This is a genomic window from Bradyrhizobium sp. HKCCYLR20261, from assembly GCF_051168435.1.
Classification (GTDB): Bacteria; Pseudomonadota; Alphaproteobacteria; order Rhizobiales; family Xanthobacteraceae; genus Bradyrhizobium.
The window spans coordinates 684,580-701,520 of record NZ_JBNPUZ010000002.1; the positions used below are offsets into that span (position 1 = coordinate 684,580).

The 16,941-nt window shown below is 66.6% G+C and carries 14 protein-coding genes; 7 read left to right on the forward strand and 7 right to left on the reverse strand.

Annotated elements, in window-relative coordinates; translation table 11 throughout:
• Window positions 1-4: 4 nt before the first annotated feature.
• Both ACQR1L_RS06790 and ACQR1L_RS06795 read right to left on the reverse strand, forming a co-directional pair.
• Complete coding sequence (locus tag ACQR1L_RS06790; protein ID WP_434857148.1) at window positions 5-1,171, reverse strand: winged helix-turn-helix domain-containing protein; 1,167 nt, start codon at window positions 1,169-1,171, stop codon at window positions 5-7.
• A gap of 61 nt (window positions 1,172-1,232) precedes the next feature.
• Window positions 1,233-1,463, reverse strand: coding sequence for a hypothetical protein (locus ACQR1L_RS06795; protein ID WP_434857149.1), 231 nt, complete (start codon window positions 1,461-1,463; stop codon window positions 1,233-1,235).
• A gap of 375 nt (window positions 1,464-1,838) precedes the next feature.
• On the opposite strand from ACQR1L_RS06795, the gene ACQR1L_RS06800 reads away from it, so the two are divergent.
• Entirely contained in the window at window positions 1,839-2,486 is a 648-nt protein-coding gene (locus tag ACQR1L_RS06800; protein WP_434857150.1) for an OmpA family protein, read from the forward strand.
• Between the two features lie 3 nt (window positions 2,487-2,489).
• Here the strand turns inward: ACQR1L_RS06800 and ACQR1L_RS06805 are convergent, their stop codons facing one another.
• Both ACQR1L_RS06805 and ACQR1L_RS06810 read right to left on the reverse strand, forming a co-directional pair.
• Window positions 2,490-4,088 carry a response regulator gene (locus ACQR1L_RS06805; protein WP_434857151.1) on the reverse strand — a complete coding sequence of 533 codons (1,599 nt, stop codon included), beginning with the start codon at window positions 4,086-4,088 and terminating at the stop codon, window positions 2,490-2,492.
• 114 nt (window positions 4,089-4,202) lie between these two features.
• A complete protein-coding gene (locus tag ACQR1L_RS06810) occupies window positions 4,203-5,537 on the reverse strand; it encodes a glycosyltransferase family 39 protein (protein ID WP_434857152.1) in 1,335 nt (444 codons plus the stop codon).
• 132 nt (window positions 5,538-5,669) lie between these two features.
• Between ACQR1L_RS06810 and ACQR1L_RS06815 the strand changes: the two genes are divergently transcribed.
• The 5 genes from ACQR1L_RS06815 to zigA all read left to right on the forward strand — a co-directional run bounded on the left by ACQR1L_RS06815 (window position 5,670) and on the right by zigA (window position 12,310).
• Window positions 5,670-6,371: a FecR family protein gene (locus tag ACQR1L_RS06815; protein WP_434857153.1), complete on the forward strand. Its 702-nt coding sequence runs from the start codon at window positions 5,670-5,672 to the stop codon at window positions 6,369-6,371.
• Window positions 6,368-7,534, forward strand: coding sequence for a hypothetical protein (locus ACQR1L_RS06820; RefSeq protein WP_434857154.1), 1,167 nt, complete (start codon window positions 6,368-6,370; stop codon window positions 7,532-7,534). The genes ACQR1L_RS06815 and ACQR1L_RS06820 overlap by 4 nt, the downstream gene beginning before the upstream one ends.
• 139 nt (window positions 7,535-7,673) lie before the next feature.
• Window positions 7,674-9,122: an MATE family efflux transporter gene (locus tag ACQR1L_RS06825; protein ID WP_434857155.1), complete on the forward strand. Its 1,449-nt coding sequence runs from the start codon at window positions 7,674-7,676 to the stop codon at window positions 9,120-9,122.
• A 294-nt stretch (window positions 9,123-9,416) separates the two neighbouring features.
• Window positions 9,417-10,643, forward strand: a complete 1,227-nt coding sequence (locus tag ACQR1L_RS06830; RefSeq protein WP_434857156.1) for a TadE/TadG family type IV pilus assembly protein — start codon at window positions 9,417-9,419, stop codon at window positions 10,641-10,643.
• 461 nt (window positions 10,644-11,104) lie between these two features.
• Complete coding sequence (gene zigA, locus ACQR1L_RS06835) at window positions 11,105-12,310, forward strand: zinc metallochaperone GTPase ZigA (protein WP_434857157.1); 1,206 nt, start codon at window positions 11,105-11,107, stop codon at window positions 12,308-12,310.
• A gap of 140 nt (window positions 12,311-12,450) precedes the next feature.
• Here zigA and ACQR1L_RS06840 read toward each other — a convergent pair whose 3' ends face one another.
• Window positions 12,451-12,969 (reverse strand): cupin domain-containing protein, encoded by a 519-nt coding sequence (locus ACQR1L_RS06840; protein ID WP_434857158.1) that lies wholly within the window; start codon window positions 12,967-12,969, stop codon window positions 12,451-12,453.
• A gap of 144 nt (window positions 12,970-13,113) precedes the next feature.
• Between ACQR1L_RS06840 and ACQR1L_RS06845 the strand changes: the two genes are divergently transcribed.
• Window positions 13,114-13,329, forward strand: coding sequence for a CsbD family protein (locus ACQR1L_RS06845; RefSeq protein WP_434857159.1), 216 nt, complete (start codon window positions 13,114-13,116; stop codon window positions 13,327-13,329).
• A gap of 367 nt (window positions 13,330-13,696) precedes the next feature.
• Here the strand turns inward: ACQR1L_RS06845 and ACQR1L_RS06850 are convergent, their stop codons facing one another.
• Window positions 13,697-14,164: an FKBP-type peptidyl-prolyl cis-trans isomerase gene (locus tag ACQR1L_RS06850; protein ID WP_434857160.1), complete on the reverse strand. Its 468-nt coding sequence runs from the start codon at window positions 14,162-14,164 to the stop codon at window positions 13,697-13,699.
• Window positions 14,165-15,314: 1,150 nt separating this feature from the next.
• On the reverse strand, window positions 15,315-16,901 hold the full coding sequence (gene ggt, locus ACQR1L_RS06855; protein ID WP_434857161.1) for a gamma-glutamyltransferase: 1,587 nt from the start codon (window positions 16,899-16,901) through the stop codon (window positions 15,315-15,317).
• Between the last annotated feature and the right edge of the window lie 40 nt (window positions 16,902-16,941).

A 16,941-nucleotide genomic window follows, 5' to 3' on the forward strand; every position in this document is an offset into this window, starting at 1 on the left:
AAGGTCAGTCTCCCAGTTGAAACCGTTGGAAGCGGTGCAGCTCGTCCTCGATCGTCCGCTTGAGCGCCTTGCGATGGTCGCCGCGCGCCGCCTTGCCCTGGCCGACCCAGCTCCATTGCTGCATCAGCAGCTTGCCGTTCTGCCGGTCGGTCTTCAGATCGATCGCCGCGACGATCTCCTCGCCGACCAGCACGGGTAGCGCAAAGTAGCCGAACAGCCGCTTGTCCTTCGGCACATAGGCCTCGAAGCGGTGGTCATAGTCGAAGATCGCCTGCGTCCGCTTGCGCTGGATGATCAGCGGATCGAACGGCGACAGGATGTGCACGCGCGCAGGGTCGATCGCGATCGCCTCCTCCAGCGCGGCCGGCGCCGCCCAATGCTCGTGCCTGCCGGCGCCCTCCAGCGCGACGGGAACGAGCTCACCGCGCCGGACGCGCTGATCGATCACCCGTCGCACATCCGCCTTGCGCGGCGCATTGAGATGGCACAGCGAATCCAGGCTGACGACGCCCTGCGCACGCAGGCCGCGATCGAGCAGATAGGCCGCGATCTCGCGCTCGGTCGCGCCCTTCGGCAGCCGGTCCCAGCCGAAATGCCGCGTCGTGAGATCATAGGTCTTGAGCATGCCGTCGCGGCCGGCGACCGTCAGCACGCCCTCATAGAAGCCGAGCTGCAGCGCCCGCTTCGACGGCTTGCGGCTCGCCCAGGCGTGGTCCTTCTCGCGCAGCTCGTCATCGTCGATGTCGCGGATCGTCAGCGCACCGCCCTGCCGGATCAGCCGCATCACCTTGCGGCTGTCCTCGGGCTTCACCGTCTGCAGCCAGCGATGCCCCTCGCGGCGATAGCGCCGCATGGCGGGCACGAAATAGCGGAAGTCCTGCACCGGAACGTAGGACAGCGCATGCGTCCAATACTCGAAGATCGTCTTGTCCGCGCTCTGCGCCTGCGTGAGATCTGCGCGCCGATAGGCCGGGATGCGGCTGAACAGGATGTGGTGGTGACAGCGCTCGATCACATTGATGGTGTCGATCTGCACATAGCCGAGATGCGCGACGGCGGCCGCGACGGCTTCGGGACCGGCACCGAACGGCGCCTCCTGATCGAGGCGCTGGGCGCGCAGCCAGAGCCGTCGCGCGGCGGTCTTCGAGAGCGGGAGGGGAACGGACGGCATGACGGCGCGATCGTGCGAGATTCGCCCGCATCGGCGCAACGGCAATCAACCGCCGTCCAACCTATTGCTTGGGCTTGTCCGGGATGCTGCCGGTGGCGATCTCGGTCTTGCAGCTGGCGCGGCCGGCGTCCGGCGCGTGACACTTGTAGACGCGGCCGGTCAGGCGGTCGACGAGCCAAGCCGTATCCTCCGACGGACTTTCCAGACCGACATAGCGATTGCCGACGGCGGAGATCAGGGTCGACAGCAGGATCGAGGCCGCAATGATGGTTGCCCCGATCAGCGTCGACATGGAACCGGAGGATCCCGACGAGTCCGGGGGGCTCGTTCGGGACGTGTAGTCGCGCCTCTGTGATGAGTTGAACACGGCTATGCTTTTCTGTTCACGCTTCTTCACTCAATTCGCCGCTGGCCCGCGTCGCTCCTTCTCGTTTGCGATTTTTTTCCGGCGATGGATATCCGGTAGAACCGCATCTGGCCGATTTGTTGTTCGCAGACCGGCCATGGGCCGATTGCATTGCGACAACCTCGCAGCCGCATGGGCAGGACCGAGCCGCGCCGGTTCCCAGGGCGATGCGTGACGTCGATCACATTCCGATGCTTTGAACCGGTTCTACTGTCGGCGCATCCAATGGCCATAGGTCATGAAGACCCCGAGGATACGACGATGACCCCGTTTTATGGACGTTTTGCAGTTCGGGCGGCGGCGTTTTCCGCCGTGTTGACGATGAGCGTGGGCGCGGCGCTCGCCGGCGAGGCGGTCTCCGCCGACCAGATCCTGAACGCGCTCAAGCCGAAATCGGCGACCCGCAGCCTGTCGACCACGCCGGCGCCGCAGGTCGATCCGGCAACCCAGGCCAAGCAGGCCGCCCTGCTCGACAGCGTGCGCAATCGCAAGACGCGTTCGCTGTCGCTTGGCGAGCGCGAGCAGATCGCGGAACTCGCCGCAACCAAGCCGAAGATCGATCTCGAGATCCAGTTCGACTACAACTCGGCCGAGATCAGCAAGGCCTCGATGCAGGCGGTGCAGGAACTCGGCAAGGCGCTGTCGGATCCGAACCTCAAGGGCTCGACCTTCGTCGTCGCCGGTCACACCGACGGCATCGGCAGCGAGAGCTTCAACCAGGATCTCTCCGAGCGCCGCGCCGACACCATCAAGCGCTTTCTGGTCGACAAATACGGCCTCACCGGCCAGGACCTCGTCACCGTCGGCTACGGCAAGACCAAGCTGAAGGACACCGCGAACCCGGCCGATCCGCTGAATCGCCGCGTCCAGGTCGTCAACATGGACACCAAGACCGCGGCGGCGAAGTAATGATCACGGCGTGTCCAGCACCTCACGGATCTTGGTGCTGAGCATCGCCCGGCTGAGCGGCTTCTGCAGCAGCGCAACGCCTGGATCCAGTCGCCCCTGATGGACGATGGCGTTGCGCGAATAGCCGGTCATGAACAGCACCTTCAGCGTCGGGCGGGTGACGCGCAGATCATCCGCCAGCTGCCGCCCGTTCATCCCGGGCATCACGATGTCGGTGAGCAGCAGATCGACGTCCAGCGGCTCGCGCGCCAGCAGCGCCAGCGCCGCCGGACCATCGGGCGCCTCATGCACGGCATAGCCGAGTTCGGCCAGGGTCTCGGCGATGTAGCTGCGCACCTCGGGCTCGTCCTCGACCACGAGCACGGTCTCGCTGCCTCGACTGCCGACGACCGCGGCACGGTTGTCCGGCGCCTCGACGGCGGCGGCATGCGCGCGCGGCAGATAGATCTTCACCGTCGTCCCCTCGCCGACCTCGCTGTAGATGTTCACGTGGCCGCCGGACTGTTTCACGAAGCCGTAGACCTGGCTCAGCCCGAGGCCGGTGCCCTGCCCCGGTTCCTTGGTGGTGAAGAACGGATCGAACGCCTTCTCCACGACCTCGCGCGGCATGCCGACGCCGGAGTCGGTGATCGCGATCAGGACGTATTGGCCGACCCGGACGTCGGCGTGCTGCCGCGCATAGGCCTCGTCGATGAAGCTGTTCGAGGTCTCGATCGTCAGCTTGCCCTGGCCCTGCATCGCGTCCTTGGCGTTGACGACGAGGTTGAGGATCGCGGCCTCCATCTGGCTCGGATCGACCTCGACCTGCCACAGCCCGGCGCTTTCGACCACCTCCACGCTGATCATCTCGCCCAGGGTCCGCCGGAAGAAATCGGACATGCCCGCGAGCAGCCTGTTGACGTTGGTCAGCCGCGGATCGAGCGGCTGGCGGCGGGCGAAGGCGAGCAGCCGCTGCGTCAAGGTCGCGGCGCGCTGAGCCCCATTCGCAGCATGCGCGATGGCGCGCGCGAGGCGGTCGCGGGCGGCTTCGCCCTGCGCCTGCAGGCTGCGCTCGGCGATTTCCAGGTTGCCGCTGATGATGGTGAGCAGGTTGTTGAAGTCATGCGCGACGCCGCCGGTCAGTTGGCCGACGGCTTCCATCTTCTGCGCGTGGCGCAGCATGTCCTCGGCCTCGCGCCGTTGCCGGCTCTCGACGACCAGCGCCGCCTCCGCGGCGCGCAGCTGCGCCGGCGACGGGATCGCCAGGATCTTGGGCAGCAGCGGCCACAGGATGCCGGCGGTGAGGATCGAGGCCAACGCGGTCATGGCCTTGACCAGACCCTCGATGCCGTAGATCGGAACCCACAGCGTGACGATCGACAGCACATGGGTGACGCCGCAGGCCATGATGAACAGCGCGAACGCCCAGAACAGGAACCCGAAATCGACATCCCGCCGCTTCAGCACGAACAGCGTCAGTACCACCGGAATGGAGAAATAGGCCGCGGCGATCACGGCATCGGACGCGACATGCAGCCAGATCAGCTCGGGTTCCCAGAGCAGACAAATCCCGTGCGGAGACAGACTCGACGAATCGAGCAGCCGCTGCAGCCATCCCAACATTGAGCCTTGCTCCCCCAACGCTTCTCGCGAAGCAGAGCGAAACTGGCTGCGGGGGATGGTCTCGTCAAGCAACAGACGGCGGGAACCCAAGGGAACTCACGTTCCGATGAGGGCTCAGATCCAGCTCTGGAACAACATCAGCCGCGTGAACGTCTGCATCGTCGTTCCCAGGAACGCCGCGCTGACCGGCAGCAGCGCGAGGAAGCCTGTGACCGCGACCGCGGCATAGGCCCACAGCGCCCAGCGCGGTGCGCGCAGCAGCACATGGACCAGCGCGAGACTCGCGAGCGTCGCCGACGGCAGATAGTAGTAGAGAAAGCTCAGCGCGCGCGGCAGCAGCGCCCAGGGCAGATAGCAGCCGAGATAGAACGCCAGAATCAGGAACGCCGTCGCGCTTCGCGAAGCGATGAAATCCCGCAGGCAGATCGCAAGCGCCGGCAGCGCAGGCCACAGCACCAGGGGATTGCCGAGCAGCACCACGGCGGCGATGCTGTTGTCGCTCACCTTGTCGAACAGGAACCAGACCGGCCGGACCAGGAACGGCCAGCTCGGCCAGGCGCTCATATAGGTGTGGCCGGCGATCGCCGTGGTGACGCTGTCGGCGAAGATGCGCCGCTGCGCTTCGAAGATGGCCATGACCGACAGACCATGCAACGGAACGAAGGTCGCGAGATAGCAGAGCAGCGGCGCGGCGCCGAAGCACAGCCCGATCTGCGTCCAGCCCAATCCGGGCCATTGCTCCGGCTGATACCAGTCTGTTTCCGCGGCATCGCCGAACGACGCCTGCCAGTGCTGCAGCAGCTTGATCAGGCCGACGATGAGCAGCGCCGTCAGCAGCGGGAACAGGCCGCTCCATTTGCAGGCGATCGACAGACCGAACAGCGCTCCGCTGAGCGCAAACAGAGCTTGCGGCCGTCGCTGCCGGTAGGCGAACAGGAACGCGGCGATCGCGAGCAGGCTGAAGGCGAGCGCGCCGATGTCGAGCATCGCCGTGCGCGCCTGCACGAACAGCATCTGATTGACGAAGGCGAGCAGCGCCGCCGCGATCGCCGGTCCCTGCGCCGCGAACAGCGCGAGGCCGCACAGATAGATCGCGGCGACGGCGAGCCCGCCGAGAACGGTGCTTGGATAACGCCACGCGAAGGCATTGTCGCCGAACGTCCTGATCGACAGCGCGATCAGCTCCTTGGCGAGCGGCGGATGCATCGGGTTGAGCTGCGGGTTCGCCGGCGCCAGCCCCAGCATCTGCCGCGCCGCCGGCACGTAATGCACCTCGTCGAAGACGAATTTTGCCGGCGACGCCAGCCCGACCATGAGCACGACATGGGCGACGAAGAAGATCAGGAGCGCCGTCAGCGCGGAGCGGCGGGCCGACAGCGCGCCCTCCGGCGCAGCATCGACCGCGTCCTCATCGTCGTCACGATCGGCAACGGCACCCTTCACGCGCATGCGAATGAACTAATCCGGTTGGCTGTGCAACTAAACACCATCGACGCATCGAGGCAAACTTGTGTCCATTTTACAACAACCTCGCCAATCGTCTTCAGCTAGATTGGCTCGGGAACGATCTTCGGTGTGGATATGAATCTGCGTCGCCGAACATGTGTTGCTGCGCTGTCCGTCGCCGCCCTGCTGGGAGCCGCGAGCGGCGCCTGTGCCGACACGCGCATCGGCGAGGCGGTGCTGGTGCAGAAGGATGTGCTGCGCATCGCCGGCGCGTCGACGAGCCCGATCAATGTGGGCGACGGCGTGGTGCGCAACGAGACGGTGCGGACCGGTGCCGACAGCGCCGCGCGCCTCGTCATGATCGACAGCACCAATCTCTCGCTCGGCGCCAATGCCAGCCTGACGCTCGACCGCACCGTGTTCAATGACGAGACCAGCTATCGCGACATCGCGATCCGGCTCGGCACCGGCGCGTTCCGCTTCGTCACCGGTCATTCGGAGAAGGCCGCCTACAAGATCAACACGCCGCTCGCCACGATCGGCGTTCGCGGCACCATTCTCGACATCAGGTCGCAACGCGGCCAGACCATGGTCGTGCTGCAGGAGGGCGCCTCGCGCGTCTGCACCCTCACCTTTCAATGCCTCGAGCTGACCCAGCCGGGCGACACCGCGATCATTACCGCCACCGGCAATGGCCGGAGTTCGATCAAGAAGACCAGCAATCCGTCCTGGAGCTTCGCGGCGACCTGCGGCTCGACCTCGGGCCTGTGCACGGTGACCGATCTCGCCAGCAACACGCCGCCGCAGGACTTCACCGGCATTCTGTGCGGGCGATGACGATGCGGATGCGCGCGGGCCGGCTCACATCTTTGCTGCTCGCCCTGGCCGGCGGTGCGCTCGCGCTCGTGATGCAGGCAGCGCCCGCCGCGGCGCAGAGCTGCGGCGTCGACAATTTCGCCGCCGCGGCGGCGTGCCCGACACCCTCGCCTTCACCCTCGCCCTCGCCGTCTCCCACCGCGACACCGACACCAACCCCGACGCCCAGCCCGACATCGACGCCGACGCCGTCACCTTCGGTGTCACCGACACCGACGCCGACCCCCACGGGCGCGGGCAACAGCGCGGCCGCCATCAATGGTCTCGCGGACCAGCGCTTCAACCAGATGATCACGAACCGCGTGCTCGGCCTGGTGCTGCTGGGGGTGAACGAGCAGGTCAATTGCAACGATTGCGTCAGCGCGTTCGGCTCGGCCGGCTCGTTCTCGGCCGGCATTCATGGCCGCAAGCAGTTGACCAATAATCTCGCCCTGCTCGCCGGCCTCGCCTACACCCATTACAACGAGAACGGCTACCACGTGACCTCGGCGCCGATCGGCGCCTTCGCGCTGCGCTACGATGTCGCCGACTGGGGCTCGTCGCGGCCGTTCTTCGACATCGGCACCATCCTGACGCCTTATGAGAAGGTGCGCTACGGCCGCAGCTACGCAACCAGCCTCGGCAATGTCACGGTCGACGGCACGACGACGGCCTCGAACTATGCGGTCTACGGCCGCGCCGGCTGGATCAGCCGGATGTCGCCGCGCGACGAGCTCGCCGCCTCGGTCGAACTGTGGCAGCTCTGGCAGCACGTCGCCGGCTATCGCGATCCCGCCGCCGCCTTCAATCCGTTCGACGCATCGATCGCCGGCGGCACCGACCGCACCAGCCTCGTCAAGATCGGCGGCCAGTGGACGCATCTGTTCGGCACGAGCATCGAGGCCAACATCAATGGCGGCTACGTGCAGTCCTTCGCCACGCGCTCCGGCATCGTCGCCACCGTGACCGGCACCGGCACGGTGACGCCCACCATGGGCAACCAGGGCTGGTTCGAAGTTGGCGGCCGGCTCGGCTTCCGCCTGCAGAAGGGCTGGGTCGCCGACCTCTTTGTCAACGGTACGCTCGGCCCGCAGCCGGTCGGCAACACCATGCACGGCGGCATCGGTCTGCGCATTCACTACTAGCCGCGTCATCAAGCCGGCCGGCTGCCCCTTCAATTCTTCATGATCGACCCGCCGCCGGGTCTGCTTGACCCTCCCGGCCCTCGGCCCTATTGCATGATGATTATCATTCAAATCGGGCACGCCCGCCCGCGGAGGCAGCATGGACGTCTCGACCCAGGCAAATCGCCCGGCCGCCGCCCCTTCCGCGTCACGGGACACGCCTCCCGCCGTCGCGCCGCCTCCCGATCCCTCCCGCGCCAAGGCCGCCGCGACCCGCGCCGCGCTGCTGTCCGGCCCGGTGCTGCCGACGCTGGCGCGGCTGGCGCTGCCGACGATGTCGGTGCTGGTGGCGCAGACCGCGGTTAACGTCGCCGAGGCCTATTATGTCGGATTCCTCGGCACCGACGCGCTCGCAGGCGCCGCGCTGGTGTTCCCGATCTTCATGCTGATGACGATGATGTCGAATGGCGGCATCGGCAGCGGCGTGTCCTCGGCGGTCGCCCGCGCCATCGGCGCCGGCCGCAATCTCGACGCCGACGCGATCGCGTTCCACGCCATCGTGCTCGCGGTGATCGCGGGCGGCCTGTTCACGCTGCTCACGGCGTTGTTCGGCCCGGCGCTGTACCACGCGCTCGGCGGCCGCGCCGGCGCGCTCGAGGCGGCGCTGCGCTATTCGAACTACCTGTTCGCCGGCGCCATTCCGGTCTGGATCGTCAATCTGCAGGCCGCCGCGCTGCGCGGCGCCGGCAATGTCCGGGTGCCCGCGCTGGTCACGCTGGTCGGCGCCGTGCTGATGATCCCGGCCTCGCCGATCCTGATCTTCGGCCTCGGGCCGCTGCCGGGGCTCGGCATCGCCGGCGCCGGCATCGCCTTCGGGCTGTATTATTGTGGCGCCATGCTGGTGCTGGTGCGCACCATGGCCTCGGGCCGCTCCAGCCTGCATGTGCGCGTCGCGCCGCTGCAGCTCCGGCTGTTCGCCGACATCCTCAAGGTCGGCCTGCCGACGGCGCTCAACGCGGTGCTGGTCAACCTCACCGTGATCCTGGTGACGGCGCTGGCCGGCCGCTTCGGCACATCAGAGCTCGCCGCCTACGGCATCGCCTCGCGGCTCGACTACATCATGATCCCGATCCTGTTCGGCCTGTGCACTGCGACCCTGACCATGGTCGGCATCAATGTCGGCGCCGGCCAGCACGCCCGCGCCCGCCGCATCGCGCTCACCTCGGCGCTGACCGGCGCAGCCCTGGTCGGCGCGATCGGCTGCCTCGTGGCGCTGCATCCGCCGCTCTGGCTGGCGCTGTTCAGCCATGATGCGGACGTGCTGCGCGAGGGCGCGATCTATCTGCGCACGGTGGCGCCGGCCTATGCCGCGCTCGGCTTCGGCTTCGTGCTCGCGTTTGCCGGCCAGGGCGCCGGCCACGTGCTGTGGCCATTCATCGGCTCGGCCATCCGCATCCTCATCGCCGCCGGCGGCGGCTTCATCGCCATCAGCATGCTCGGCGGCGGCATGGCCTCACTTGCCGCGATGGTTGCGCTCTCGCTGCTCGCCTACGCCTTGGTGTGCAGCCTCGTGCTCGCGCCGCGGATCTGGCGACCGGCTGCACCGTGAACAGCGTAACGACGATCGAGCGCAACGGGACGAACTGCAACTAACAAGCGGTCCTCTCCTCACCGCCTGAGACAAGCAATTTGCGCGCGCACCACCGGCGGGTGGTGCCAACACGCCGCTCTCGTCGATCTGACAAACAGACTGATAACCGTCGCGCCCTGCCTCCGTGCATGCGCGTTGCTTTATGGAACCGGATTCAGAACGCGGTAATGTCTCACCGTCACTTCCTAAGGCTCAGGAGCTCGCACGCGGCGGCGCAGAGCTTCCGATATCAACCAGCAGGAAGCGTTGCACATGACGGCATCTTTCTCGCCAACGGCTCTTCGCCGGCTCGGCCGCAACTTCTGGCGCGCCCATGACGGCCAGATCAGCATGATCTTCGCAATCACCAGCATTCCGATCCTGGTGTCGGTCGGCGCCGCCGTCGACTTCGCCAAGACCGGCGACACCAAGGCCCAGTTGCAGAAGGCGGTCGATGCCGCGGTCCTCGCGGGCGTCACCCAGGCCAGCGCGCAGCAGGTCTCGACCGCGAGCGCGATGTTCTCGGGCAGCATCAGGGACCGCTTCGGCAGTGGCGCCTCGGCGACCTTCTTTGCCAATACCGACGGCTCGCTATCGGGCAGCGCCACGACCACGGTGAAGACGTCGTTCCTGAACGTGATGGGCACGTCATCGCTCGGCGTGAGGGCATCCGCCACGGCGAAGCCGGGCGCGCAGGGCAAGTCGCCGGTCTGCATCCTGCTCGTCAGCACCATCAATTCGCAATCGCTGCTGGTCAATTCCGGCGCCCAGCTCAATGCGCCGGGGTGCGAGATCCACGTGCTGTCGACGCAGACGCCGGCCGCGATGTTCAACGCGACCTTGAACGCCAAGCGGATCTGCGTGAAGGGCAACAACATCACCAAGAATGGCGGCGCCAATCCGCCGGTCGAGACCGGCTGCGCCGCGATTGCCGATCCGTTTGCCGGCAAGCTGCCGGTCGTCACCGTGGGCGCCTGCACCACCAATAACAGGACCTACGATCCCGGCTCGGTGACGCTGAGCCCCGGCGTCTATTGCGGCTCGACCAACTTCAACGGCTCGGGCACGCTGACGCTCAGCCCGGGCCTTTACATCGTCAAGGGCACGATGACCTTCAACTCGGGATGGACGGTCACCGGCAACGGCGTCACCTTCTATCTCGCCGACCAGAACGCCACGCTCACCTTCAACGGCAACGTCAACGCCACGCTGTCGGCGCCGACCACCGGCACCTACGCCAACATCCTGATCTACGAGCCCAACGGGCTGTCGACCACGAATCTGCCGATCAACGGCAGCAGCAGCTCGTCCTACACCGGCCTGATGTACCTGCCGAGCCGCAACGTCACCATCAACTCGGTGTCGACCATGAGCAGCAACAGCGTCACCATGGTGTTCAACACGCTCACCCTCAACCAGACCAACTGGACCATCGCCCCCGGCGCGCTCTCGATGTCGGTGACGACCGGGCCGGTGGGGACGGCATATCTGGCGAGGTAGTTGCATGGGCGGCGCGTATCGTTGTCGTCGCGCGAGCTGTCGCCTCGAGCGCCGCTGCGCCCCCTCTCCCCGTTCTTCACGGGGAGAGGGTTGGGCAAGGGGCAGCCCGCGCTCATCGCGCGAAAGGTGCGCTCCCCTCCCCCTTGCGGGGAGGGGAGCTCACCGTCCGCGCAGCAAGAGCTCGGCTTCCACGGGAATCGGCAGCAGCACAGAGCACACGCATTAGCTCGCTGCGGCCCAGTTCGTGGCGGACGTCTACGGATGGTCAACGACAGCCGAGGCCACCTCCGGGCGCCCGCGGGTCCCCGTGTCTCCCACCCGCTCTCCTCACGCCTTCGTCACCACCCCTCCCTTGACACCCCCAGCCTTTCCGATGATGTTATGTTATAACATCACAATTTGGGCTCCCATGGCTGTCCGCCGGCACCGTCCGCTCCCCCTGAAGAGGCTGTTCGATCTCGATGCGCAAACTCCCCGTCACGGTCTTGTCCGGCTTCCTTGGGGCTGGGAAGACTACTTTGCTGAACCACGTCCTGAACAACCGCCAGGGTCTGAAAGTGGCGGTGATCGTGAACGACATGAGCGAGGTGAACATCGATGCGGATCTCGTTCGCGATGGCGGTGCCAATCTTTCGCGGACGGATGAGCAGCTCGTCGAAATGACCAATGGCTGCATCTGCTGCACCTTGCGCGACGACCTGCTGAAGGAGGTCCGCGCGCTCGCCGAAAGCGGCCGCTTCGACTATCTCGTGATCGAATCCACCGGGATTTCCGAGCCGCTCCCCGTCGCCGCGACCTTCGACTTCCGCGACGAGCACGGCCAAAGCCTGTCGGACGTCGCCCGGCTCGACACCATGGTGACCGTGGTCGACGCGGTGAACCTGCTCAAGGACTACGGCTCGTCCGACTTCCTCGCGCAGCGCGGCGAGGCGCTGGAGGGCGACACGCGCGCGCTGGTCGACCTGCTGGTCGAGCAGATCGAGTTCGCCGATGTCGTCGTGCTGAACAAGATCGACGATGCGAGCGCCGAGCAGCGCGACGTCGCGCGCAAGATCATCTGCTCGCTCAACCCCGATGCCGAGCTGATCGAGACCAGCCACGGCCGCGTGCCGCTGGAACGTGTGCTCGCCACCGGCCGCTTCGACTTCGCGCGCGCTCAGCAGCATCCGCTCTGGTACAACGAGCTCTACGGCTTCGCCGACCACGCGCCGGAGACCGAGACCTACGGCGTCACGAGCTTCGTCTATCGCGCCCGGCGGCCGTTCATCCCGGCGCGCTTCGACCAGTTCCTGCGCGAGCCATGGCCGGGGGTGATCCGCGCCAAGGGGCATTTCTGGCTGGCGACACGGCCGCAATGGCTCGGCGAAGTCAGCCAGGCCGGTGCGGTCGTGCGCACCAGCGCGCTCGGCTTCTGGTGGGCGTCGGTGCCGCAGAAGCTGTGGCCCGAGGATCCCATTTGGCGCGCCCGCATGGTGGAGCGATGGGACGAGATCTATGGCGACCGCCGTCAGGAGATCGTTTTCATCGGCAGCAACATGGACGAAGCCGGCCTGAGCGCGCGGCTCGATGCCTGCCTGCTGCCGGGCAAGCCCGCGATGGACGTCGCGGCGTGGGCCCGGCTGTCGGATCCGTTTCCGGTATGGCGGCGCGCCAACGAGGCCGCCTGATCGGCGGCGGTCCGAACTAAGAACTCAAAGCGGCGAGACACACGCGCGACAGTCGCCCCTGCTTCGCGTGTGAGGCGGCAGTACAGCTGCCGCCGGCCCGGCGGAGCCATCGCGAGATGGCTCCGCCAATCGGCGTCGCGCTACGACTTCGACTCGGCGGGATCGCGGTGCACGGGATCGACCCACAGCACGGTCTCCGGCTTCTCGACCGGCTCGATGTCGATGTTGATCGCGACCGCCTCGCCGTCGCTGCGCACCAGCACGCATTCCAGCACCTCGTCGGCGCTGGCGTTGATCTCCTGGTGCGGCACGTAGGGCGGCACGAAGATGAAGTCGCCGGGCCCGGCTTCCGCCGTGAATTGCAGCTGCTCGCCCCAGCGCATCCGCGCCTTGCCCTTGACCACGTAGATCACGCTTTCGAGATGGCCGTGATGGTGCGCGCCAGTCTTGGCGTCGGGCCTGATCGTGACGGTGCCGGCCCACAGCTTCTGCGCACCGACGCGGGCGAAATTGATCGCGGCCTTGCGATCCATCCCCGGCGTCGACGGCACGTTGCCATCGAGCTGATTGCCGGGAATGACGCGGACGCCGTCATGCTTCCAGCGCTCGTCGCCATGATCGTGGGAGTGCCCGTGCGCGTGGTCGTGAGAACCTGACATTTTCTTCTTCTCGAATTCGTGATGGTCGGTAGGAACCAGCGAATCCTAGCCGAAATGCCGCATCGGCGCCATTCCGGTTCCGCCGAACCTTTTCGCGGCGCCCGCGTTGAGACAGCACAAGTTCACACACACAGGAGAGCAACGATGGGTTCGACCATGGACAAGATCAAGGGCGCGACCAACGAGGCGATCGGCAAGGCCAAGCAGGGTATCGGCGAAGCCACCGGCAACGAGCGCCTGCAGGGCGAAGGCGCCATCCAGGAAGTGAAGGGCAAGGGCCAGCAGGCGCTGGGCGATGCCAAGCAGGCCACCAAGGACGCGGTGAACACCGCGGCCGGCGCTGCCAACAAGAACCTCTGAGCGAGGTGAGCGACGGCGCGTTGCTGATGCGGCGCTGCTGATCGCGGTCGGAGCGAGATCCAAAGCCGGCTCCTCACGGGGCCGGCTTTACCTGTTTATTAGTTGTGATCTGTAGGGTGCTCAAAGGCGCCGAGCTGGTTCGATCAAAGCGCAGCTGCCACCCGCCGTTGCCCACCATCCCGACCACCTCTGCCGATCGACGGTGGGCACGCACCCGCCCTGCGGGCGGGTGCCCACCCTACATGATCTGCAAGATCAATAGCCTATCGCTGCCCGATACAGCGCCCTCTCCCCTTGTGGGAGAGGGCTCGTTAATCAGCACCGCGCTCTGCTGATGCTGTGGGGCAGCAGCCGGGACTCACGCCCCCTACTTCACGCCCAGCAATTCCACGTCGAACATCAGCGTCGCGTTCGGCGGGATGACGCCGCCGGCGCCGCGGGCGCCGTAGCCGAGCTCCGGCGGGATGATCAGGGTGCGCTTGCCGCCGACCTTCATGGTGGCGACGCCCTCGTCCCAGCCGGCGATCACGCGCTTCATGCCGATCGGGAATTCGAACGGCTCGTTGCGGTCGACCGAGGAGTCGAATTTCTTACCCTTCTGGCCGTTCTCATACAGCCAGCCGGTGTAGTGCATCACGCAGGTCTGGCCGCGGGCCGGCGTCGCGCCGGTGCCTTCCTTGGTGTCGATGATCTGCAGTCCGGAGGGAGTGGTCATGGTCTTTCCTGTCGGTTGGGAACTGGTCTGCGCCGAGGCTCGCTGAGAGCCCAGCCAGGCGCCGGCCGCGGTTGTCACCGCCGCCATCAGCGCAACTCGTCTCGTCATCGGACGCCGCATATGTCCAGACTGCCTCTGCTCGGTTACGGGAGCCGGGGTTTAGCGCAAGCCGCCGCGGCTGACCAGCCTGCGAGGGCCGCGGCGGAACGCGCCTCAAATTCCGGAAAATAAAATCTTCTTGCTATAAATCGGAACTCATGATTGTATGCGCGCATCCCGCCTCAAGCAGAGGGGCGTAGCGCGCGATCGTCACGACACGCGAGGCGGGGATGCGGTGGCCGCGAGAGATCGCAGCGTTCCTCGGCAACGAGGGCGCGGACGAACGATCGCTCGCGGACGTGAAGTCGCGGCGTCCTGATACCCCGATGCTGGTATCAAGCCGCGATGGCACTGACGTGCCGCGTGGTGATGGTGGCCAACAAGCCCGGCGCACCAGGGAGACTGCGTATAAGCGTGAAGACCATCGCGCAGGGAATGCCGGCGTGGTTCGGCTTTGCCTGTGGTACCTGCCGCCTGCATTCTTTCACGCAGGCGGGCCATGGGTGAGGCTGTCACCCGGCATTCCCTGCGCCCTCTGCATGATTGCGAGGGACGAACGAAGCGAACAACTCGGGCGTCATCAGCCGCGAGAACGTGATGGCACGCTCTTCGCTGCTCGCCCCGTATCGCCGCCAAAACCACCGCCGTCGTCCCGGACAAGCATCGACGCGCGCCAGCGCGGTGATGCGCCGATCCGGGACCCATACGCCGCAGCAGTCGTGAAGGGCACAAAAGCCAATGACCAGCCCGCCTCAAACCGCTCTCTGGGGGTATGGGTCCCGGCTCGAGGCCGGGACGACACTGCATGTGTAGAAGCACGGCGCCAGCGACAAACTTCGTCATTGCGAGCGAAGCGAAGCAATCCAGGGGCCGAGTGCGCGACTCTGGATTGCTTCGTCGCGGGGCCTGTCATCGGGCCGCGCTTCGCGCGGACCCGTTGGCTCCTCGCAATGACGGTGGTGAGCATCTGTGCCCGACAATGCAAACTGCCGGGTGGGCAAAGCAGACGCCCGCAGGGCGGCAGCGTGCCCACCGTCTATCGGCGAGCGCAGTGTGCGAGTGGTGGGCACGGCGCGTGCGAGAGCGATGCCCAACTGATAGATCGTGGCGCGCCTCTGCCCACCCTACGGGCTGGCGCGCGACGATGAGAGCGACAGAAAACGCGTTCGCCTCAGTACCCCAGCGCGCAGCCGTCCTTGCGCGGGTCGGAGCCGCCGGTGAGCGTGCCCTTGTCCCAGTCGATCCAGATCGCCTGGCCGCCGCCGAGCGGCGACACCACCTTGGTGGTCTTGTGGCCGATCTTCTGCAGGCCCTCGACCACCTCGGCCGGCACGCCGTCCTCGAGCTGATAGACGCCTTCGTAATGCAGACCGCGCGCCATATCGATCGCTTCCTGCACGTCGCAGCCATAGTCGAGGATGTTGGTCAGCACGTGGGTCTGGCCGACCGGCTGGTACTGGCCGCCCATGACGCCGAACGACATCTGCGCGCGGCCGGCCTTGGTGGCCAGCGCCGGGATGATGGTGTGCAGCGGACGCTTGCTGGGCGCGATGCAGTTCGGATGGCCGGGCTGGATGCGGAAGCCGCCGGCGCGGTTCTGCAGCAACACGCCGGTCTCGTTGGAGACGATGGCCGAGCCGAACGAATGCGCGATCGAGTTGATAAAGGAGCAGACGTTGCGGTCGCGGTCGACGACGGTGATGTAGACCGTCTCCGGATTCATCGGCGGCGCGACGTTCGGCAGATCCAGGAGCTTGTCGAGGCTGATCTGCGAGATGTACTCATCGGCGAACTCCTTGGCGAGGATGCTCGCGACCTCGGTGGTCATGTGCTCGGGATCGCCGATGTGCTGCTCGCGCATCATGTAGGCGATGCGCGCGGCCTCGGCCTCCAGATGGAAGCGCTCGACGCTGAGCGGATCGATCCGCGTCAGGTCGAAGCGCGAGAGGATGTTCAGCATGACCAGCATGGTGATGCCCGGGCCGTTCGGCGGGCACTGCCAGACGTCGTGGTCCTTGTAGGTGGTGCCGATCGGCGAGGTCACCTCGGTCTGGTGATTGGCGAAGTCTTCCAGCGTGTGCAGGCCGCCGATGCCGCGCAGGGTCTGCACCATGTCCTCGGCGACCGCGCCGGTGTAGAAGCCCTTCGGCCCCTCCTTGGCGATCACGCGCAGGGTCTGCGCCAGTTCCGGCTGGCGGATCACGTCGCCGGCGACGGCGGCCTTGCCGCGCGGCAGGAAGTAGCGCGCGGTGTTGGTGCCGTTCTTGAGCTTCTCGAACTGATTGTTCCAGTCGAAGGCGACGCGCGGCGCCACTACATAGCCGTCCTCGGCGGCGCGGATCGCCGGCTGCAGCAGCCGGTCGAGGCCGAGCCGGCCATGGTCGCGCAGGATGCGGTCCCAGGCGTCGATCGAGCCCGGCACCGACACGGCATGCGCCGAGGTCAGCGGCACCGAATGGATCTTGCGCTCGAGGTACCAGTCCACGGTGGCCGCCGCCGGCGACCGGCCGGAGCCGTTATAGGCCATGATCCGGCCTTCGCCCTTGGGCTGTACCAAAGCGAAACAGTCGCCGCCGATGCCTGTCGACTGCGGCTCGATCACGCCGAGCAGCGCGCAGGCTGCGACCGCCGCGTCCGCCGCCGTTCCGCCGGCGCGCAGCACCTCGATGCCGGCCAGCGCGGCCTGCGGGTGCGAGGTAGCGATCATGCCGTTCTGGGCGTGGACCGTGGACCTGCCGGGGAAATGGAAGCTTCTCATCGTTGCTCGCTGGGTGATCGTGTGGTGGCTGGAATGCCAG

Coding starts and splice junctions, on each gene's coding strand:
- ACQR1L_RS06800 (WP_434857150.1), top strand. CDS start 1,839: ATGACCCCGTTTTATGGACGTTTTGCAGTTCGGGCGGCGGCGTTTTCC.
- ACQR1L_RS06795 (WP_434857149.1), bottom strand. CDS start 1,463: ATGTCGACGCTGATCGGGGCAACCATCATTGCGGCCTCGATCCTGCTG.
- ACQR1L_RS06805 (WP_434857151.1), bottom strand. CDS start 4,088: ATGTTGGGATGGCTGCAGCGGCTGCTCGATTCGTCGAGTCTGTCTCCG.
- zigA (WP_434857157.1), top strand. CDS start 11,105: ATGCGCAAACTCCCCGTCACGGTCTTGTCCGGCTTCCTTGGGGCTGGG.
- ACQR1L_RS06845 (WP_434857159.1), top strand. CDS start 13,114: ATGGGTTCGACCATGGACAAGATCAAGGGCGCGACCAACGAGGCGATC.
- ACQR1L_RS06830 (WP_434857156.1), top strand. CDS start 9,417: ATGACGGCATCTTTCTCGCCAACGGCTCTTCGCCGGCTCGGCCGCAAC.
- ggt (WP_434857161.1), bottom strand. CDS start 16,901: ATGAGAAGCTTCCATTTCCCCGGCAGGTCCACGGTCCACGCCCAGAAC.
- ACQR1L_RS06850 (WP_434857160.1), bottom strand. CDS start 14,164: ATGCGGCGTCCGATGACGAGACGAGTTGCGCTGATGGCGGCGGTGACA.
- ACQR1L_RS06815 (WP_434857153.1), top strand. CDS start 5,670: ATGAATCTGCGTCGCCGAACATGTGTTGCTGCGCTGTCCGTCGCCGCC.
- ACQR1L_RS06840 (WP_434857158.1), bottom strand. CDS start 12,969: ATGTCAGGTTCTCACGACCACGCGCACGGGCACTCCCACGATCATGGC.
- ACQR1L_RS06820 (WP_434857154.1), top strand. CDS start 6,368: ATGACGATGCGGATGCGCGCGGGCCGGCTCACATCTTTGCTGCTCGCC.
- ACQR1L_RS06825 (WP_434857155.1), top strand. CDS start 7,674: ATGGACGTCTCGACCCAGGCAAATCGCCCGGCCGCCGCCCCTTCCGCG.
- ACQR1L_RS06790 (WP_434857148.1), bottom strand. CDS start 1,171: ATGCCGTCCGTTCCCCTCCCGCTCTCGAAGACCGCCGCGCGACGGCTC.
- ACQR1L_RS06810 (WP_434857152.1), bottom strand. CDS start 5,537: ATGCGCGTGAAGGGTGCCGTTGCCGATCGTGACGACGATGAGGACGCG.